The organism is Corallococcus sp. AB049A (assembly GCF_003668885.1).
Classification (GTDB): domain Bacteria; phylum Myxococcota; class Myxococcia; order Myxococcales; family Myxococcaceae; genus Corallococcus; species Corallococcus interemptor.
On record NZ_RAWL01000225.1, the window covers coordinates 1 to 13,906 of the forward strand.

Annotated in this window: 14 protein-coding genes and 1 pseudogene; 10 read left to right on the forward strand and 5 right to left on the reverse strand. The window is 70.7% G+C overall.

Translation table 11 applies throughout. From position 1 onward, the window contains the following. The 8 genes from D7X55_RS23120 to D7X55_RS23155 form a co-directional block, all read left to right on the forward strand. The coding region (locus D7X55_RS23120) for an inositol-3-phosphate synthase (protein ID WP_121724206.1) at positions 1 to 1,133 on the forward strand (1,133 nt) is incomplete at its 5' end. 7 nt (positions 1,134 to 1,140) lie between these two features. Then, positions 1,141 to 2,073 (forward strand): hypothetical protein, encoded by a 933-nt coding sequence (locus D7X55_RS23125; protein WP_121724207.1) that lies wholly within the window; start codon positions 1,141 to 1,143, stop codon positions 2,071 to 2,073. Between the two features lie 16 nt (positions 2,074 to 2,089). Continuing rightward, the gene (locus D7X55_RS23130; protein ID WP_121724208.1) at positions 2,090 to 3,124 is read left to right on the forward strand and encodes a Gfo/Idh/MocA family protein; all 1,035 of its coding nucleotides are present in this window, start codon (positions 2,090 to 2,092) and stop codon (positions 3,122 to 3,124) included. Next, complete coding sequence (locus D7X55_RS23135) at positions 3,115 to 3,948, forward strand: hypothetical protein (RefSeq protein WP_120549719.1); 834 nt, start codon at positions 3,115 to 3,117, stop codon at positions 3,946 to 3,948. Before D7X55_RS23130 ends, D7X55_RS23135 begins: the two co-directional genes overlap by 10 nt. Continuing rightward, positions 3,945 to 5,420 (forward strand): YcaO-like family protein, encoded by a 1,476-nt coding sequence (locus D7X55_RS23140; RefSeq protein WP_120549718.1) that lies wholly within the window; start codon positions 3,945 to 3,947, stop codon positions 5,418 to 5,420. The genes D7X55_RS23135 and D7X55_RS23140 overlap by 4 nt, the downstream gene beginning before the upstream one ends. Before the next feature lie 3 nt (positions 5,421 to 5,423). Beyond that, positions 5,424 to 6,275: a sugar phosphate isomerase/epimerase gene (locus D7X55_RS23145; protein WP_121724209.1), complete on the forward strand. Its 852-nt coding sequence runs from the start codon at positions 5,424 to 5,426 to the stop codon at positions 6,273 to 6,275. Then, positions 6,272 to 7,558: a glycosyltransferase family 4 protein gene (locus D7X55_RS23150; RefSeq protein WP_199747092.1), complete on the forward strand. Its 1,287-nt coding sequence runs from the start codon at positions 6,272 to 6,274 to the stop codon at positions 7,556 to 7,558. The genes D7X55_RS23145 and D7X55_RS23150 overlap by 4 nt, the downstream gene beginning before the upstream one ends. Beyond that, complete coding sequence (locus tag D7X55_RS23155; protein ID WP_121724210.1) at positions 7,555 to 8,313, forward strand: PIG-L deacetylase family protein; 759 nt, start codon at positions 7,555 to 7,557, stop codon at positions 8,311 to 8,313. Before D7X55_RS23150 ends, D7X55_RS23155 begins: the two co-directional genes overlap by 4 nt. Here D7X55_RS23155 and D7X55_RS23160 read toward each other — a convergent pair. Both D7X55_RS23160 and D7X55_RS23165 read right to left on the reverse strand, forming a co-directional pair. Next, positions 8,296 to 9,015 carry an immunity 52 family protein gene (locus D7X55_RS23160; RefSeq protein WP_199747094.1) on the reverse strand — a complete coding sequence of 240 codons (720 nt, stop codon included), beginning with the start codon at positions 9,013 to 9,015 and terminating at the stop codon, positions 8,296 to 8,298. The two genes, D7X55_RS23155 and D7X55_RS23160, sit on opposite strands and share 18 nt — an antisense overlap. Further along, positions 9,012 to 10,301, reverse strand: a complete 1,290-nt coding sequence (locus tag D7X55_RS23165; RefSeq protein WP_121724214.1) for a Tox-REase-5 domain-containing protein — start codon at positions 10,299 to 10,301, stop codon at positions 9,012 to 9,014. Before D7X55_RS23165 ends, D7X55_RS23160 begins: the two co-directional genes overlap by 4 nt. Before the next feature lie 69 nt (positions 10,302 to 10,370). Between D7X55_RS23165 and D7X55_RS23170 the strand changes: the two genes are divergently transcribed. Beyond that, positions 10,371 to 10,808: a M48 family metallopeptidase gene (locus D7X55_RS23170; protein ID WP_121724211.1), complete on the forward strand. Its 438-nt coding sequence runs from the start codon at positions 10,371 to 10,373 to the stop codon at positions 10,806 to 10,808. 96 nt (positions 10,809 to 10,904) lie between these two features. Then, positions 10,905 to 11,780: an alpha/beta fold hydrolase gene (locus D7X55_RS23175; protein ID WP_120549714.1), complete on the forward strand. Its 876-nt coding sequence runs from the start codon at positions 10,905 to 10,907 to the stop codon at positions 11,778 to 11,780. 9 nt (positions 11,781 to 11,789) lie between these two features. On the opposite strand, the gene D7X55_RS23180 is transcribed toward D7X55_RS23175, so the two are convergent. The 3 genes and pseudogenes from D7X55_RS23180 to D7X55_RS23190 form a co-directional block, all read right to left on the reverse strand. After that, positions 11,790 to 12,584 (reverse strand): hypothetical protein, encoded by a 795-nt coding sequence (locus D7X55_RS23180; RefSeq protein ID WP_120549713.1) that lies wholly within the window; start codon positions 12,582 to 12,584, stop codon positions 11,790 to 11,792. A 26-nt stretch (positions 12,585 to 12,610) separates the two neighbouring features. Beyond that, positions 12,611 to 13,678, reverse strand: a complete 1,068-nt coding sequence (locus D7X55_RS23185) for a nicotinamidase (protein WP_120549712.1) — start codon at positions 13,676 to 13,678, stop codon at positions 12,611 to 12,613. Between the two features lie 23 nt (positions 13,679 to 13,701). Further along, positions 13,702 to 13,906: pseudogene (locus D7X55_RS23190) on the reverse strand (hypothetical protein); the annotation flags it as partial.

The following is a 13,906-nucleotide window of genomic DNA, read 5'->3' on the forward strand; positions in this document are numbered from 1 at the left end:
GGCGGGTGGACACTCGGGGCCTGCCGCTGGCGGATGCCAGGGGCATGGGGCTGGTGGAGTACGGCGCGCTGACGTTCGGCGGCTGGGACCTGTTCGAGGACGACCTGGCGCGCGCGGCGCGCAACCACGCCGTGCTGACGGAGGCGCAGCTGGAGGCGGTGGCCTCCACGCTGGGCCGCATGCGGCCCTGGCCCGCGGCCTCCAACGCCAGCTTCTGCAAGAACGTCGTCGGCACCGCGACGAAGAAGGCGCGCGGCTTGCGCGAACAGGTGCAGGCCCTCCGCGAGGACCTGAAGCGCTTCAAGGAGCAGGAGAAGCTGGAGCGCGTGGTGGTGGTGAACCTGGCCTCCACGGAGAAGGCCGTGGACCTCACCCGTCCGGAGTTCGCCACACCGGAGGCCTTCGAGAAGGCCCTGGACGCGAACGACCCGGACATCGGCCCCGCGATGCTCTACGCGTACGCGGCCATCGTGGACGGCATCCCGTTCGCCAACTTCACGCCCAGCGTCGCCGCGGACGTGCCCGCGCTGCTGATGCTGGCGCAGCGCACCGGCGCGCCCATCGCGGGCAAGGACGGCAAGACGGGCCAGACGCTGCTCAAGACGGTGCTCGCGCCCGCGCTGCGCGACCGCGCGCTGCACGTGGACGGCTGGTACTCCACCAACATCCTGGGCAACCGCGACGGTGAGGCCCTCGACGACCCGGCGTCGAAGCAGAACAAGCTCGACACCAAGGGCGCCGCGCTGGACAGCATCCTTGGCTACAAGGTCCAGGACCACGTCGTCTCCATCCAGTACTACCGCCCGCGCGGGGACAACAAGGAGGCCTGGGACAACATCGACGTGACGGGCTTCCTGGGGCAGCCCATGCAGCTGAAGCTCAACTTCCTCTGCAAGGACTCCATCCTCGCCGCGCCGCTCGTCGTGGAGCTGGCGCGCACGCTGGACCTGGCGAAGCGCCGGGGAGAGGCCGGCGTCATCGACGCGCTGGGCTGCTTCTTCAAGGCGCCCATGTCCCCGGACGGCCAGCCCGTGGAGCACGCCATGCCGGAGCAGCAGCGCCGCCTGATGGCGTGGCTGTCCAAGGGACGCGTGCCACAGGTCGAGCAAACCCCGCGGCGCCTCCGGGGCTGAAGACACCATGAACGCACCCGCGCGTGACACGGCGGCCCCGGGCCGTCTGGCGGAGCTCCGCCCGCTCCTGTCCGAACTGATGGACCTCAAGCGCATCCGCACTCCGGACCATCCGGAGGGGCTGGCGGCGCATGGCTTCCGCCGCGCGTGGGCCGCGCTGGCCTCCGGCATGGATCCACTCAGCGTGGCGCTGCAGGAGACGGCGCGCGCGCTGGCGGCGGTGCGGCTGGGCGGCCTGGACCTGGACGTCCTCCAGCGGGCGGGGCTGTCCCCGCTGGAGGCCACGCGGGTGCTGCACCGGGGCCTGGACGCGGTGGCCGCGCCCCTGGACCCGGGCCTGCGCGAGCGGCTGTCCGTGGCGCTCGCGCAGACAGCGCAGGAGGCGCGTCACCTGCCGCCGCCCCCGTTCGTGGAGCGGCTGGTGCGCCAGCCCCGCGCCGGGGCCACGTTCCCCGGCCGGGCGCGCATCCTCGTCTCGCCGCAGGAGGGCCACGCGGACCACTGCTACGCGGTGGCGGTGGCCGCGGTGCTCGTCGCGCCGCGCTTCGGCGCGTCCCCGGCCCTGCCCTTCGTGGCGGGGCTGTCACATCACCTCTTCAACGCGACGCTGCCGGACGCGGGCTATGGCGGCGAGGCGCTGCTGGGCGACCTGCTGGAGCCCGTCATGCGGCGCCTCACGGAGAAGGCCCTGGCCTCGCTGCCGGAGCGGCTGGCCGGCGTCGTGCGCAAGGCGCTGGCGCTCACGGGCAACGTGGACTCGGCGGAGGCGCGCGCCTTCAACGCCGCGGACGCGCTGGACCGGGTGCTGGAGCTGGAGGCCCACGCGCGCGCGGCGGGCTTCACCCTGCGCCAGGCGATGGAGGACCTGGAGTTGATCCACCCCGGCCCGCTCCAGACGTTCGGCAACGACGTGCTGCGCGAAGCGGCGGTGTGGCCATGAGCCGGAGGCGGTGACCATGTTCGAAGCGAAGCCGAAGACCCGGAAGCTGGGCTGGGCGGTGGTGGGCTGTGGCTGGGTGGCGCGGGACTACGTCATCCCCGCGCTCCAGGGCGCGAGCAACGCGCGGCTGGTGGCCCTGTGCGACGCGAACGCGGAGGCGCTGATGCGCATCCGGGCGGACGACGTGAGCCGCCACACCGCCTTGGGCGCGGTGCTGGCGGACAGGGACGTGCAGGCCGTCTACATCGCCACGCCCAACCACCTGCACGCGGCGATGACGGAGGCGTGCGCGGCGGCGGGAAAGCACGTGCTGTGTGAGAAGCCCATGGCCGTCACGCCACGGGACGGCCTGCGCATGGTGTCCGCCTGCCAGCGCGCGGGCGTGCACTACGCCACCGCGTTCGACCAGCGCCATCATGCGGCGCACCGCCAGCTGCGCACGCTGGTGAAGGAGGGCGCGCTGGGCACCATCACCCAGGCGCGCATCCACTACGCCTGCTGGCTGCCCCCGGACTGGGCGCCGGACAACTGGCGCATCGACCCGGAGCAGGCCGGCGGCGGCGCGATGATCGACCTGGCCCCGCACGGCCTGGACCTGCTGGAGGTCCTGCTGGGCGACGAGTGGATGTCGCTCACCGCGATGACCCAGCGGCGCGTGCACCCCTACGCCGTGGACGACGGCGCGGTGCTGATGGGCCAGTTCCGGAGCGGCACGCTGGGCGTGTTGCAGGTGGCCTACAACTGCCCGGACGCGTACCCCCGGCGCACGCTGGAGCTCATCGGCACGAAGGCGCGCGCGCTCGCGTACAAGACCCTGGGCCAGACGCCCGGCGGGGCCCTGTCCCTCACCGACGCGAAGACGGGCGAGGAGACGTTCATCCCGCTGTCGCCGGAGGAGGACAAGAGCCCCTTCCTGCACCAGGTGGAGGCCTTCTCCGCGTGCGTGCTGGAGGGACGTCCGCAGCCCTTCGCCCCGGAGCGCGACGTGCGGCTCGTGGGGCTGCTCACGCAGGCCACGTGGGCGGGAAAGGCGTTTCCGCCATGCCACTGACCCGCTACGCCTGCTCCCACTGCGGCACGTGGCAGCCGGGCTTCCCGCGTGAGAAGCCCATCAGCTGTCCCACCTGCATGGACGTGCGCAACGCGCTGCCGAGCGACGGCTGGGATTTCCAGACGGCGGGCCAGCTGTCGGAGCGGCTCGCCACGCGCTGGGAGGAGGTGCTGCCCGGCATCTGGAGCTTCAGCTGCACGCCGCCCTTCGGCCTGGGCTCCACGGGTTGGTTCCTGCGCAGGCCCGAAGGCAACGTGGGCTTCGAGGGAGCGCCCTGGTACTCGCGGCCCGCGCTGGAGTTCATGGAGGTGATGGGCGGCCTCCACATGCTGTCCGCGTCGCATCCGCACGGCTTCGGGGCGCTGTGGCAGTTGCAGGAGCGCTTCGACCCGCTGCTGGTGCTGCACCGGGACGCGGTGCCCTACAGCAAGGCCTTCCAGGTGCGCTGGCCGGTGGATGACGAGCAGGAGCTGGCGACGGGCCTGACCCTGCACTGCGTGGGCGGCCACTACGAGGGCCAGATGGTGCTGTACGACGCGCGCAGCCGCTCCCTGTTCTGCGGAGACGCGCTGAAGGTGGACCTGGACGCGCAAGGCCGGCCCACGGCCCTGTCGTGCCACAAGGGCTTCCACTACGCGATTCCGCTGAGCCACGACGAGCTGCGCCGCTACCGCGCCGTGCTCAAGCAGCTGCCGTTCGAGAACGTCTTCACCTCGTTCGAGTTCGCGCGCGGCGTCACCCGCAAGCACGCGCTGGCGCTGTTCGACCGGCTGCTCGCGGGCATGCCGCACACCCGTCCCCTGCCATTGGAGGAACTGTCATGAGCATTGCCCAAGCCCTGGACGCCTATCACCGCGCCGTGTCCACCGGCGCCCTGCAGAGTTTCCGCATCGACCCCATCGACCGGCTGGGGATTCCGGTCGCCTCCGCCAGCCTGCGCCTGGGGGACAAGCCGGGCGAGGCGCTGCACGGCAACGGCTATGGCCGCACGGACGAAGAGGCGCGGGTGGGCGCGCTGGGCGAGCTGGTGGAGGAGACCTTCTGTGAGCTCGCGATGCACCGCATGCCGCGCGTGCACGGCAGCTACGCGGCGCTGGTGCGCGCCCGGGGCCCCACGGCGGTGGCGGATCCGCTCACGCTGGGGCTGCCCGCGGGCAGTCCGTACACGCCGGACATGCCCCTCATCTGGGTGGAGGTGCAGCGGCTGTCCACCGGCGAGCGGGTGCTGGTGCCGGAGGAGTACGTCGCCATCCACCCCGGTCAGCTGCAGGGCCGCTCTCCGCTCATCACGCCCATCACCAACGGACAGGGCGCGGGGCTGACGCGGCCGCAGGCGCTGGCGCACGGCCTGCTGGAGCTGATCCAGCGCGACGGCAACGGGCTGATGTACCGCGCCATGGACCAGGGCGTGATGCTGGACCTGGAGGGCGCGGACCTGGCGCCGGACGTGCGCGAGCTTTTGGAGCGCTACCGCCGCGCGGGCGTGGAGGTGATGGCGAAGCTGGCCAGCACGGACTTCGGCATGGTGAACCTCTACGTCGTGGGCCGCGACCTGTCCGTGGGGGACCAGCCGCTGATGGTGACGGCGTGCGGCGAGGCGGCGGATCCGGACCGCGACCGGGCGCTGCGCAAGGCGCTGCTGGAGTACGCCTGCTCGCGAGCGCGCAAGGCGTTCATGCACGGGCCGCTGAGCCAGGTGGCCCGGGTCGCGACGCCGGAATACATGGAGCGCTTCGTGCCGCTGGTGGACCTTGGCGCGGAGGAGCCGCGCGCGCTCAACGCGATGGTGGAGTGGGCGCGCATGCCGGCCGCGTCGCTGCGCGAGCTGACGGCGTGCACGCTGATGGTCCGCCAGAAGGTGCGCTTCGAGGACCTGCCCCGCTCCCCTCCGGCGGAGGACCCGTCGCTGCGGTGCGACCACGTGGTGCGGCAGCTGCACGCGGCGGGCTTCGACATCCTGGTCGCGGACCTGTCGCCGCCGGGCCGCCAGGTGCACGTGGTGAAGGCGCTGGTGCCGGGCCTGGAGGTGGAGACCCTGACGTACTACCGCCTGGGCGAGCGCAACGCGGCGCGCCTCCTGGAGCGCCGGGACCCGCTGGTGGGCCTGGGAGCGCCGCCGCCGGGAGCGCAGCCGGTGCGCCTGACGCCGGAGGCCGAGGAGCGGCTGGGCGGACCGGTCTGGTTCAACGTGCGGCTGGCGGAGGCGCGCGTGGGGCGGCTGTACGCGCTCTACCGGGAGCCGGACCGTCACGCGGTGCCGGCGGTGCTCGCGAGCCGCCGCTTCGGGGGGCAGTGAGCCATGGCCCTGCGCTTCGCGTACAACACCAACGGCGTCTCCAACCACCGCTTCGAGGACGCGCTGGGCCTCATCGCGGACAGCGGCTACGACGGCGTGGCGCTGACGTTGGACCACCACCACTTCGACCCGTTCGCGCCGGACCTCGAGACGCGCACGGAGCAGCTGGCCACCCGGCTGGAGCGGCTGGGCCTGGGGCTGGTGGTGGAGACGGGGGCGCGCTTCCTCCTGGACCCCCGCAGGAAGCACGAGCCCACGCTCATCAGCCCGGAGGCGGAGGGCCGCGCACGGCGGCTGGAGTTCCTGAAGCGCGCGGTGGACGTGTGCGCGACGTGCCGGGGGGAGGCGGTGTCCTTCTGGGCCGGTGTCCCCCGCGCGGGCGTGACGGAAGCCGCCGCGTGGCCGTGGCTGGTGGACGGCGTGAAGCGGCTGGCGGACTACGCGGCGGCGCGAGGCGTGGTGCTGGCGGTGGAGCCGGAGCCCGGGATGCTGGTGGAGACGGTGGACGCCTGGCGCCAGCTTCAGGCCCGGGTGCCCGGCGTGCGTCTGGCATTGGACGTGGGGCACCTGCTGGTGACGCAGGAGCGGACGCCCGCGCAAGCCGTGCGCGAGTTCGCGCCGGTGCTGGGCACGGTGGCGCTGGAGGACATGAAGCGCGGCGTGCATGAGCACCTGCCCTTTGGCGAAGGGGACGTGGACGTGCCGTCGGTCCTGCGCGAGCTGACGCGCGCGGGCTGGGAGCAGCTGGTGTGCGTGGAGCTGTCGCGCGACGCGCACCGGGCGCACGAGCTGGTGCCCCGGGCGCTGGAGTGGCTGAGGAAGCGACTGCCGACGGACGCGGAGGTGGCGGCGTGAACAGGGTGAATGGACTGCGGATCTGCTTCATCTCCCGGCGCTTCTTCCCGGCCATCTCCGGGATGAGCGTCTATGCGCTGAACCTGGTGCGGGAGCTGGTGGCCAGCGGGCACGACGTGACGATGGTGAGCCAGTACCGCAACGACCCCGCGGGCATGGCGGTGTACGGGGGCGGGCCGCCGCCAGGGATTCCCGGCGCGCACGTGCTGGGCTGCGAATCGGTGGGCGAGCAGCGCATCAACCAGGGCCAGCCGGCGAGCTTCGAGGAGGACCTGGAGGTGATGGTGGACACGGTGGTCCGCGAGCACCGGCGCCACCCGTTCGACCTCATCCATGCGCAGTACGGCTACCCTTGCGGCCTGGCGGCGCTGGAGGCGGCGAGGCGGCTGGGCCTGCCCAACGTCGTCTCCATCCAGGGAGGGGACGGGCACTGGGTGGGGACGTGCTGCGGGACGCACAAGCAGGCGATGCTCGCGGTGCTGGGCCACGCGGGGGCGCTGCTGATTGGCAGCAGGACCTTCGCGCAGGAGGTGAGCGAGCACCACGGGACTCCGATGGAGCGCTTCACCATCGTCCCTGGCGCCACGGACACGCAGCGCTTCCATCCCCGGGATGAATCCGCGCTGGGACGGCTGCGAAGGGTGCCGGTGTGGCTGTACCACGGCCGGGTGGACGCCCGGAAAGGCGTGATGGAGCTGCTGGACGCGGTCCAGCTGCTGGTGGCCGACGGGCGGCGGTTCAAGCTGCGCGTGTCTGGGATTGGGCCTGATGCCGATGCGGTGCGCGCGAGGGTTGAGGCCGAGGGGCTCCAGCGCGTGGTGGAGCTGACGGGGGCCTCCACCTACGCGGAGGCGCCGGAGCTGTACCGGAGCGGGGACCTGTTCGTGTCGCCCACGTACTCCGAGGGGTTCTCCAACACGCTGCTGGAGGCGATGGCGTCCGGGCTGCCCATCGTGTCGACGATGGCGGTGGGGGTGGTGGACTGCCTGGAGGACGGGCGAGACGGGCTGCTGGTGCCGCCCAAGGACAGCGCCGCGCTGGCCAGGGCCATGGGCCGGTTGATGGACGACGCGCCGCTGCGTCAGCGGCTGGCGGCCACGGCGCTGCGCGAGGTGCGGGAGCTGTACTCGTGGCGGTCGGTGGGGCGGCGGATCCAGGGTGTGTACAAGGAGCTGACGGGCACGCGGCCGGACACGCGGTGGACGGACCTGTACGACCCGGCGATGACGGAGGAGCGCGCGGACCACACCTGCCGGTTCCGGGCGGAGCCGCACCTGTTATGAGCACGGCCCTGTTCGTGTCGCCGCACCTGGACGACGTGGCGTTTTCGTGTGGCGGCACGTTGGCGGTGTTGAAGGCGAAGGGGTGGACGGTGGGGCTCATCACCGTCTTCACGCGGTCGGTGCGGCAGCCGACGGGCTTCGCGCTGCAATGCCAGACCTCGAAGGGGCTGGGGCCGGACGTGGACTACATGGCCCTGCGGCGGAAGGAGGACCGGGACTTCGCGGCGTGCATGGGGGTGGACCAGGTGCGCTGGGGAGACCTGGAGGAAGCGCCGCACCGGGGCTACGCGAGCCCGGAGGCGCTGTTCCAGCCGCCGCGAGCGGACGACGTCATCGAAGCGAAGGTGGCGGCGTGTCTGAAGCCGGTGTTGTGGGACCTGAAGCCGGACCGGGTCTTCGTGCCGCAGGCCCTGGGAAGCCACGTGGACCACGTGCAGGTGGTGCGAGCCGTGAAGGGGTTGGGCATCCCGGCGGACCGGGTCTTCTACTACCGGGACACGCCCTACGCCGTGCGCCAGCCGAAGGCCCACCCAGACGCGGCCGTGCCCCAGGGCCTGCGGCCCCTGGCGGTGGACATCACGGAGCACCTGCCCAAGAAGGTGGAGGGCTGCATCCGCTACGGCACGCAGCTGGGCTTCCAGTTCGGAGGCGTGGACAGCCTGGCCAGGACCCTCACGGCGTTCCACCGGATGGAAGCACAGACCTGGGGACAGCCCGGGGCCGCGGAGGTGTTCCTGTCACAAGGGGCGCAGTAGCCCCGCGGCATCGAGAACCTGGTGCACCTCCGTGGCCAGCCGGACATGTTCCGGATTCGCCACGGAGAACCGTTCCTCCGTGAGGATGACCAGGGTGCCCAGCTCCTCCACGGGCTCGACGCGCACAGTGGAGGGCAGTGGAGGAACGGCCCCCCACTGCCGGGAGAAGTAGGTCATCCAGCCCACGAAGGTGCCCGCCATCCCCGACTCAGATGCCTGGTCCCTATACTCCTGGGATGCAACAACGCCCCACGCCGGCGCCCAACAGCGCACCACGGAACGGAGCACCTCGCGCATGACGGGTGCGGTCAGTACGCGTTCAGCGACTTCCCCCTGAGAAGGAGGATCGATGACACAGACCGAAGTCGGCACGGCATCCGCAGAACCGCAGAAGCCATTGACCGAGGTTGTTTCGTCCGGATGCGGGCCTGCCCAGAACCAATATTGGAAGCCGTCACCGATACGGTTCTTCTTCTTGGCGAACAGCTCCAGGAAGGAAGCCTGATCGGTCTGGATCCGACGCTTCTGAGCTTGCTTGAAAGTGCGCCCGGTTTCGTGCCACTGACGCCACGTAGGCTCAACGCGGCCCAGCTCGTCGAACAGATTCGACGCTCGAGTGGCACAGGACTCGTCGGACTCGTGCCTCGCCGTCCAGTAGGCCCCCAGGTAGTAACTGTCCGTCATGCGGTCGGCGGTGCTCATTGAGTAGGCGAGAGGAAGCGCACTTCCACCTTAACGTTCTGGCGGTTGAACAGCGCACGCAATGCATCCGCGAATTTCGCCTCGGCGACCACCCACCGAACGTGTGCACTTCCGGCCACTGCGATTTGCCGCCGAGCCTGCTCAACCAAGGCATTCGCGCCCTGGAAGAACCTCTTCGCCTTCAGGTCGGCACCAAAGAACTGCTCGTAGCCAGGTCCCTTGGCCTCCAGCAGCACGTTCTCATCCAGGTCATACCCGTCGAAATCGGCCTCTTCGCCTCCCCGCTTGACCCGGTACGCGGAGCCCTTCGGTGCTCCCGTCACCTGGGCCTGATAGTCGCGGGCCCGGCTGGACATCGACTCGTTCACCTGGACCCACTTGCCGGGCCCTCCCGGAGGCGGTGGTCCCATCACGGCCATGGTCACCGCCGTGGACGCGAGCGTCACCTCCACCACTCCGCTCACCACCCCCACCGCGCTCACGTCCAACACCTGCGCCGGGCTCAGGCTCATCGTGTCCGGGAAGCGCGGCATGACCGCGAGCGCGGATGACAGTCCTGCTGTCACGCCGTGACTCACCAGCATCGTCACCGCGAGCACGAAGACACGCGCCACCTCCGGCCCCAGGGCCTGCGCGAACGCGTCCGCCGCCTCCTCCAGCTCCTGGAACGTCGTTGCCCGATCCGTGGCGTCCTTCAGCACCCCGCACGCGCGCACCACCGCGAGGAACGACTGCACCCCCACGTACGCCAGGAACACGGCGGCAATCACCGCCGCGGCCTTGGTGAACAGCGGCTCCGGTGCCGCCGCCAGCACCACCCAGGACGCAATCGCTCCCGAGACCACGGACACGAAGAACGCTGGGTCCAACGTGTCCTGCAACGCGGTCCCGATGCTCGCGCGCAGGGGCTCCAGCGACATGCCCACCGCGAGCGTCAGCCGGTCCAGCTCACCGAAGCCCGCCCCATCCTCCAGCAACGACAGACAATCCCCCGGAGCCTCATGCGCCCGGCACCACCGTCCGTACCGGTCGCGCAGCATGAACCCGAGGCTCCGGTCCAGCTCCGCCCCCTGCTTCGCGACCGCGCGCACCACCCTCGGTGCCCGCACCGTCAGTGGCACCTCCAGCACCAGCCGCGTCAGCGCGTCCTCGAACTCCCGAGCACGGACCGGCGCATGGGTCCGAGTCCCCTGCTCCGTGCGCAGCCGCACCGTGGGCCCGCTGGCGCAGCCCATCCAGAACACCAGCAACAGCGGCCAACAGACAGCCCGTGCCCACGGTTTCATGTCCAAACGGTGTCTCCTCCCCACGACAGGTCATCTACACTGCCCCGACCCCTGGTCCCTGGAGCAACGATGACGTCGATCTCGGATGAAACCCACCAGCGCATCACCGACCTCTGCGCCCAGGGAGACGCCGCGGCGGGCGATGGCGACTTCGAGCAGGCCCTGAAACACTTCAAGGCCGCCCTCGCCCTGATCCCCGAACCCACCCGCGACCATCAGCAGAACACCTGGGTGCGCGCCGCCATCGGCGACATGTACTTCCAGCTCGAACGCTTCGAGGACTGCCGCGAGCACTTCCGCGAAGCCGTCCACTCGCCGGGAGGACTGGGCAATCCCTTCATCCACCTGCGCCTCGGCCAGTCCGCCCTCGAACTGGGAGACGAAACCCGCGCGGCCGACGAGCTCGCCCGTGCCTTCATGGGCGGCGGAGAAGAGCTCTTTGAAGGCGACGACGCGAAGTACCTGGAGTTCATCCAGTCGCGCCTCAATCCACCCCAGGACGCTTGAGAGCCCGAGCGCCGGACTCCTCGCCTGACCTGGCACCTCACGAACGCAGGGCATGCACACCCTGAGGCGTGAACCTGCTCCCGCGAGGAGGCGCCCATGACACGCCAGCAGCCGAGCACCGACCGCCCCTTCTTCCCGAGGGGCTTCCGCGAAGGCGACGAGGACGTCAACGGCACGCGGATCCACTTCGTCATTGGCGGCCAGGGCAGCCCCGTCCTGCTGCTGCACGGCTACACGCAGACACACCTCATGTGGTGGCGTCTCGCGCCGGAGCTCGCGAAGCAGCACACCGTGCTCATCCCAGACCTGCGAGGCGCGGGGGCCTCGGCCGCCCCCGTCAGGGGCTACGACAAGGAGACGATGGCGCGCGACATGCGCGCACTGGTGAAGAGGCTCTGCTTCGAAAAGGTCTCCGTCGTGGGTCACGACATCGGCCTGATGGTCGCCTACGCCTACGCCGCCCTCTTCCCCAACGAGGTCGAACGCCTGGCCCTCCTGGACGCGTTCCTGCCCGGCATCGAGCCCTGGTCCGACCAGGTCATGAGCAGCCGGGACGTGTGGCACTTCACCTTCAACGGCCCCACCGCGGAGAAGCTGGTGCAGGGGCGCGAGCGCGTCTACTTCGACCACTTCTGGACCGACCTCTCCGCCAATCCCGACGCTGTCGGCGAAGCGGAGCGGCGGGCGTACACGGAGGCCTACGCGGCGCCAGGCCGGCTCCATTCGACGTGGGGTTACTTCCAGGCGTTCGAGCAGGACAAGAAGGCCTTCCGGGAGCTGGCCCGCAACAAGCTCCCCATGCCCGTGATGGTCATTGGCGGTGACAAGTCCCTGGGCGAACCGCTCGCCGCGCAGGCGCGCGCGGTGGCGACGCAGGTCGAGCCCCACATCCTCCAGGACACCGGCCACTGGGTGGCCGAGGAGCGGCCGGAAGAGGTTCGCGAGCTGCTCGGAGACTTCCTCCGGGCGTGAGCCCACCCGCTAGGCCCCGAAGCCGCCCAGCGCCGTGCGGCTGAAGCTGGCCGCGCCCTGGCTCACGCGCACGGCGGACTGGCTGAACACCTGGAACGCGGCGCGGATCTCCTGAGCGCTCTGGCCCGGCGTGAGAATCCAGCGGTCCGAGATGCCCATCTCCTGGAACACGCGCCGGAAGTCCGTCACCCCGTCGTCGATGCCCATCGCCGCGACGATGTGGTTCTCCACCCGGTGCAGGTCCTTCACCAGCGCCGCCACGTCCTTCGCCCGCGCCTTCTGCGAGCCCGCGTCCGCGCCGTCCGTAATCAGCAGCGTCACCGTGCGCACCGGCACCCCGTTGCCGCTGAACTCCTGCGCCTTCGCCAGCACCGTGCCCAGCAGCACCACCGCCTGGTCGTACAGCGGCGTCCCCAGGTCCGCCGAGTAGTTCTTGGAGTGCATCCGCACCACGTCCTCCAGCGGCCGGAACGGGTTGAGCACGTGTCCGTTCAGGTAGCGCGTGTGGAACAGGACGCCGTCCTTCTGCTGGCTCGCCAGCAGCGCGTCCAGCACCAGGTTGTGCCCGTCACACACCGTCTTCGTGTGTCCCGAGTGCGCGATGCTCCCGGAGTCATCCGGCATCACCGTCACCAGCACCACCTCGCTCGCCTGCACATCGTCCACGTGGATGCCCAGGCCCGCCTGAATCTGTGCCCCCAGGTCCACCACCGTGAGCGTCTGCAACCCCGCGGGGCTCAGGATGCCCTCCGCGTGCGCGTCCTCGAAGAGCTTCGTGACACCCGTCCCGTTCGCCTTGCTCATGTCCGTGTCTCCCTTCGTGTGAGTGCTCACGCCAGGCGCAGGTCCGGCCAGCTCGCCAGCGGATCCGTCGACTTCACCAGGTGCATGCCCGCGTCCGCGAAGCGCTTGAGCGCCGCGTCCGCCTGCGGCGTGAAGTCCGCCGCGAAGCCGCCCTTGCCGTCCGGCACCGTCACCGACGACATGCAGTCCGTCAGCAGGTACACCTTCCGGGCCAGCGCCGCGTCCTGCGCGACAATCTCCCCCAGCAGGTCGTCGATGCTGCTCTTCACGCAGTGGCTGGCTGCCTGCCCGCCAATCACCACCGCGTCCGACGTGAGCAGCGTCTTCAGGAACTGCGTGTTGCGCTGCGCGAGCGGCTGGCCGTCATGCCGCATCAGCACCTCCGGCCGCAGCACCGAGTAGTTCTCCGTCAGCGGGTTGCCGCCCTTCACCTCCGCCCACGACTGCACGCCGCGCGCGTACGAGTGGAACAGCCGAGCCTCCTGCACCACGCCCGACAGCGCGTGCCCGTCGCTGCCCAGCAGGCAGTGCGGCGGCCATAGGTAGAGCGTGTACTTCCCCGCGCGCTCCAACTCCTCGCAGTAGAACTTCACCTGCTTGAGCAGCCACGGGTAGTTGCCGCCGCACAGCCACTTCGCCACCGCGGGGTTCGGCCGCGCCTGGCCGCGCTCAATCTGCTCGCGAGTCACCTCGCGGTACGGCTGGAGCGGCTGGTCGTCCTGGTCCACCCAGAACGACGGGAAGAAGATCTGGTAGGCGAAGTGCGTGTCCAGCGTCGCGGTGACGTTCGTCAGCGTGCCCAGGTTCCGGTAGATGAACTCCGCGATGCGGCGGTTGTCGTCGATGGCGCCCCGCCCGCTGCGCCCCGCCACGTACAGCGAGCCGTCCGGGAAGCAGAAGTCCTTCTGCACGTCGATGAGCAGCAGGTGCAGGTTGAAGCGGTCCGTGGCCGCCGCCGTCACGCCCTGCGCCGCCTTCCACGCGCCGGCCTCCCGCTGGAGCTTCCCGGCGTTCGGGCCGTAGCCGTACTCCGCCGCGTGGTTGGAATTGTAGAACCCGGGCAGCGGCAGTTCCTTCGCATTCGCCTTCGTCATGTCCAGCCCCCTGTGTCTGTGTTTCAGTTCATCCGCAGCACGGTGAGGTCCTGGGCCCCCACCACCATCAATCCCTCGCGCGACAGCAGGAGCCCCCGGCCCGCGTCCACGAACGGCTCCGCGTCCGGGAACTCGCGCACCGCTTCCAGGCGCCCCTGCCGGAGCTCCACGCGCGTCAGCCCCGCGTCCGTGGCGCAGAAGAGCGCGCCCCCCACGGCGCACTTCCCC

What these genes read in the sequence shown, in the direction of transcription:
- D7X55_RS23125 (WP_121724207.1), top strand. Translation starts at nt 1,141, where the DNA reads ATGAACGCACCCGCGCGTGACACGGCGGCCCCGGGCCGTCTGGCGGAG.
- D7X55_RS23130 (WP_121724208.1), top strand. Translation starts at nt 2,090, where the DNA reads ATGTTCGAAGCGAAGCCGAAGACCCGGAAGCTGGGCTGGGCGGTGGTG.
- D7X55_RS23135 (WP_120549719.1), top strand. Translation starts at nt 3,115, where the DNA reads ATGCCACTGACCCGCTACGCCTGCTCCCACTGCGGCACGTGGCAGCCG.
- D7X55_RS23140 (WP_120549718.1), top strand. Translation starts at nt 3,945, where the DNA reads ATGAGCATTGCCCAAGCCCTGGACGCCTATCACCGCGCCGTGTCCACC.
- D7X55_RS23145 (WP_121724209.1), top strand. Translation starts at nt 5,424, where the DNA reads ATGGCCCTGCGCTTCGCGTACAACACCAACGGCGTCTCCAACCACCGC.
- D7X55_RS23155 (WP_121724210.1), top strand. Translation starts at nt 7,555, where the DNA reads ATGAGCACGGCCCTGTTCGTGTCGCCGCACCTGGACGACGTGGCGTTT.
- D7X55_RS23160 (WP_199747094.1), bottom strand. Translation starts at nt 9,015, where the DNA reads ATGAGCACCGCCGACCGCATGACGGACAGTTACTACCTGGGGGCCTAC.
- D7X55_RS23165 (WP_121724214.1), bottom strand. Translation starts at nt 10,301, where the DNA reads ATGAAACCGTGGGCACGGGCTGTCTGTTGGCCGCTGTTGCTGGTGTTC.
- D7X55_RS23170 (WP_121724211.1), top strand. Translation starts at nt 10,371, where the DNA reads ATGACGTCGATCTCGGATGAAACCCACCAGCGCATCACCGACCTCTGC.
- D7X55_RS23175 (WP_120549714.1), top strand. Translation starts at nt 10,905, where the DNA reads ATGACACGCCAGCAGCCGAGCACCGACCGCCCCTTCTTCCCGAGGGGC.
- D7X55_RS23180 (WP_120549713.1), bottom strand. Translation starts at nt 12,584, where the DNA reads ATGAGCAAGGCGAACGGGACGGGTGTCACGAAGCTCTTCGAGGACGCG.
- D7X55_RS23185 (WP_120549712.1), bottom strand. Translation starts at nt 13,678, where the DNA reads ATGACGAAGGCGAATGCGAAGGAACTGCCGCTGCCCGGGTTCTACAAT.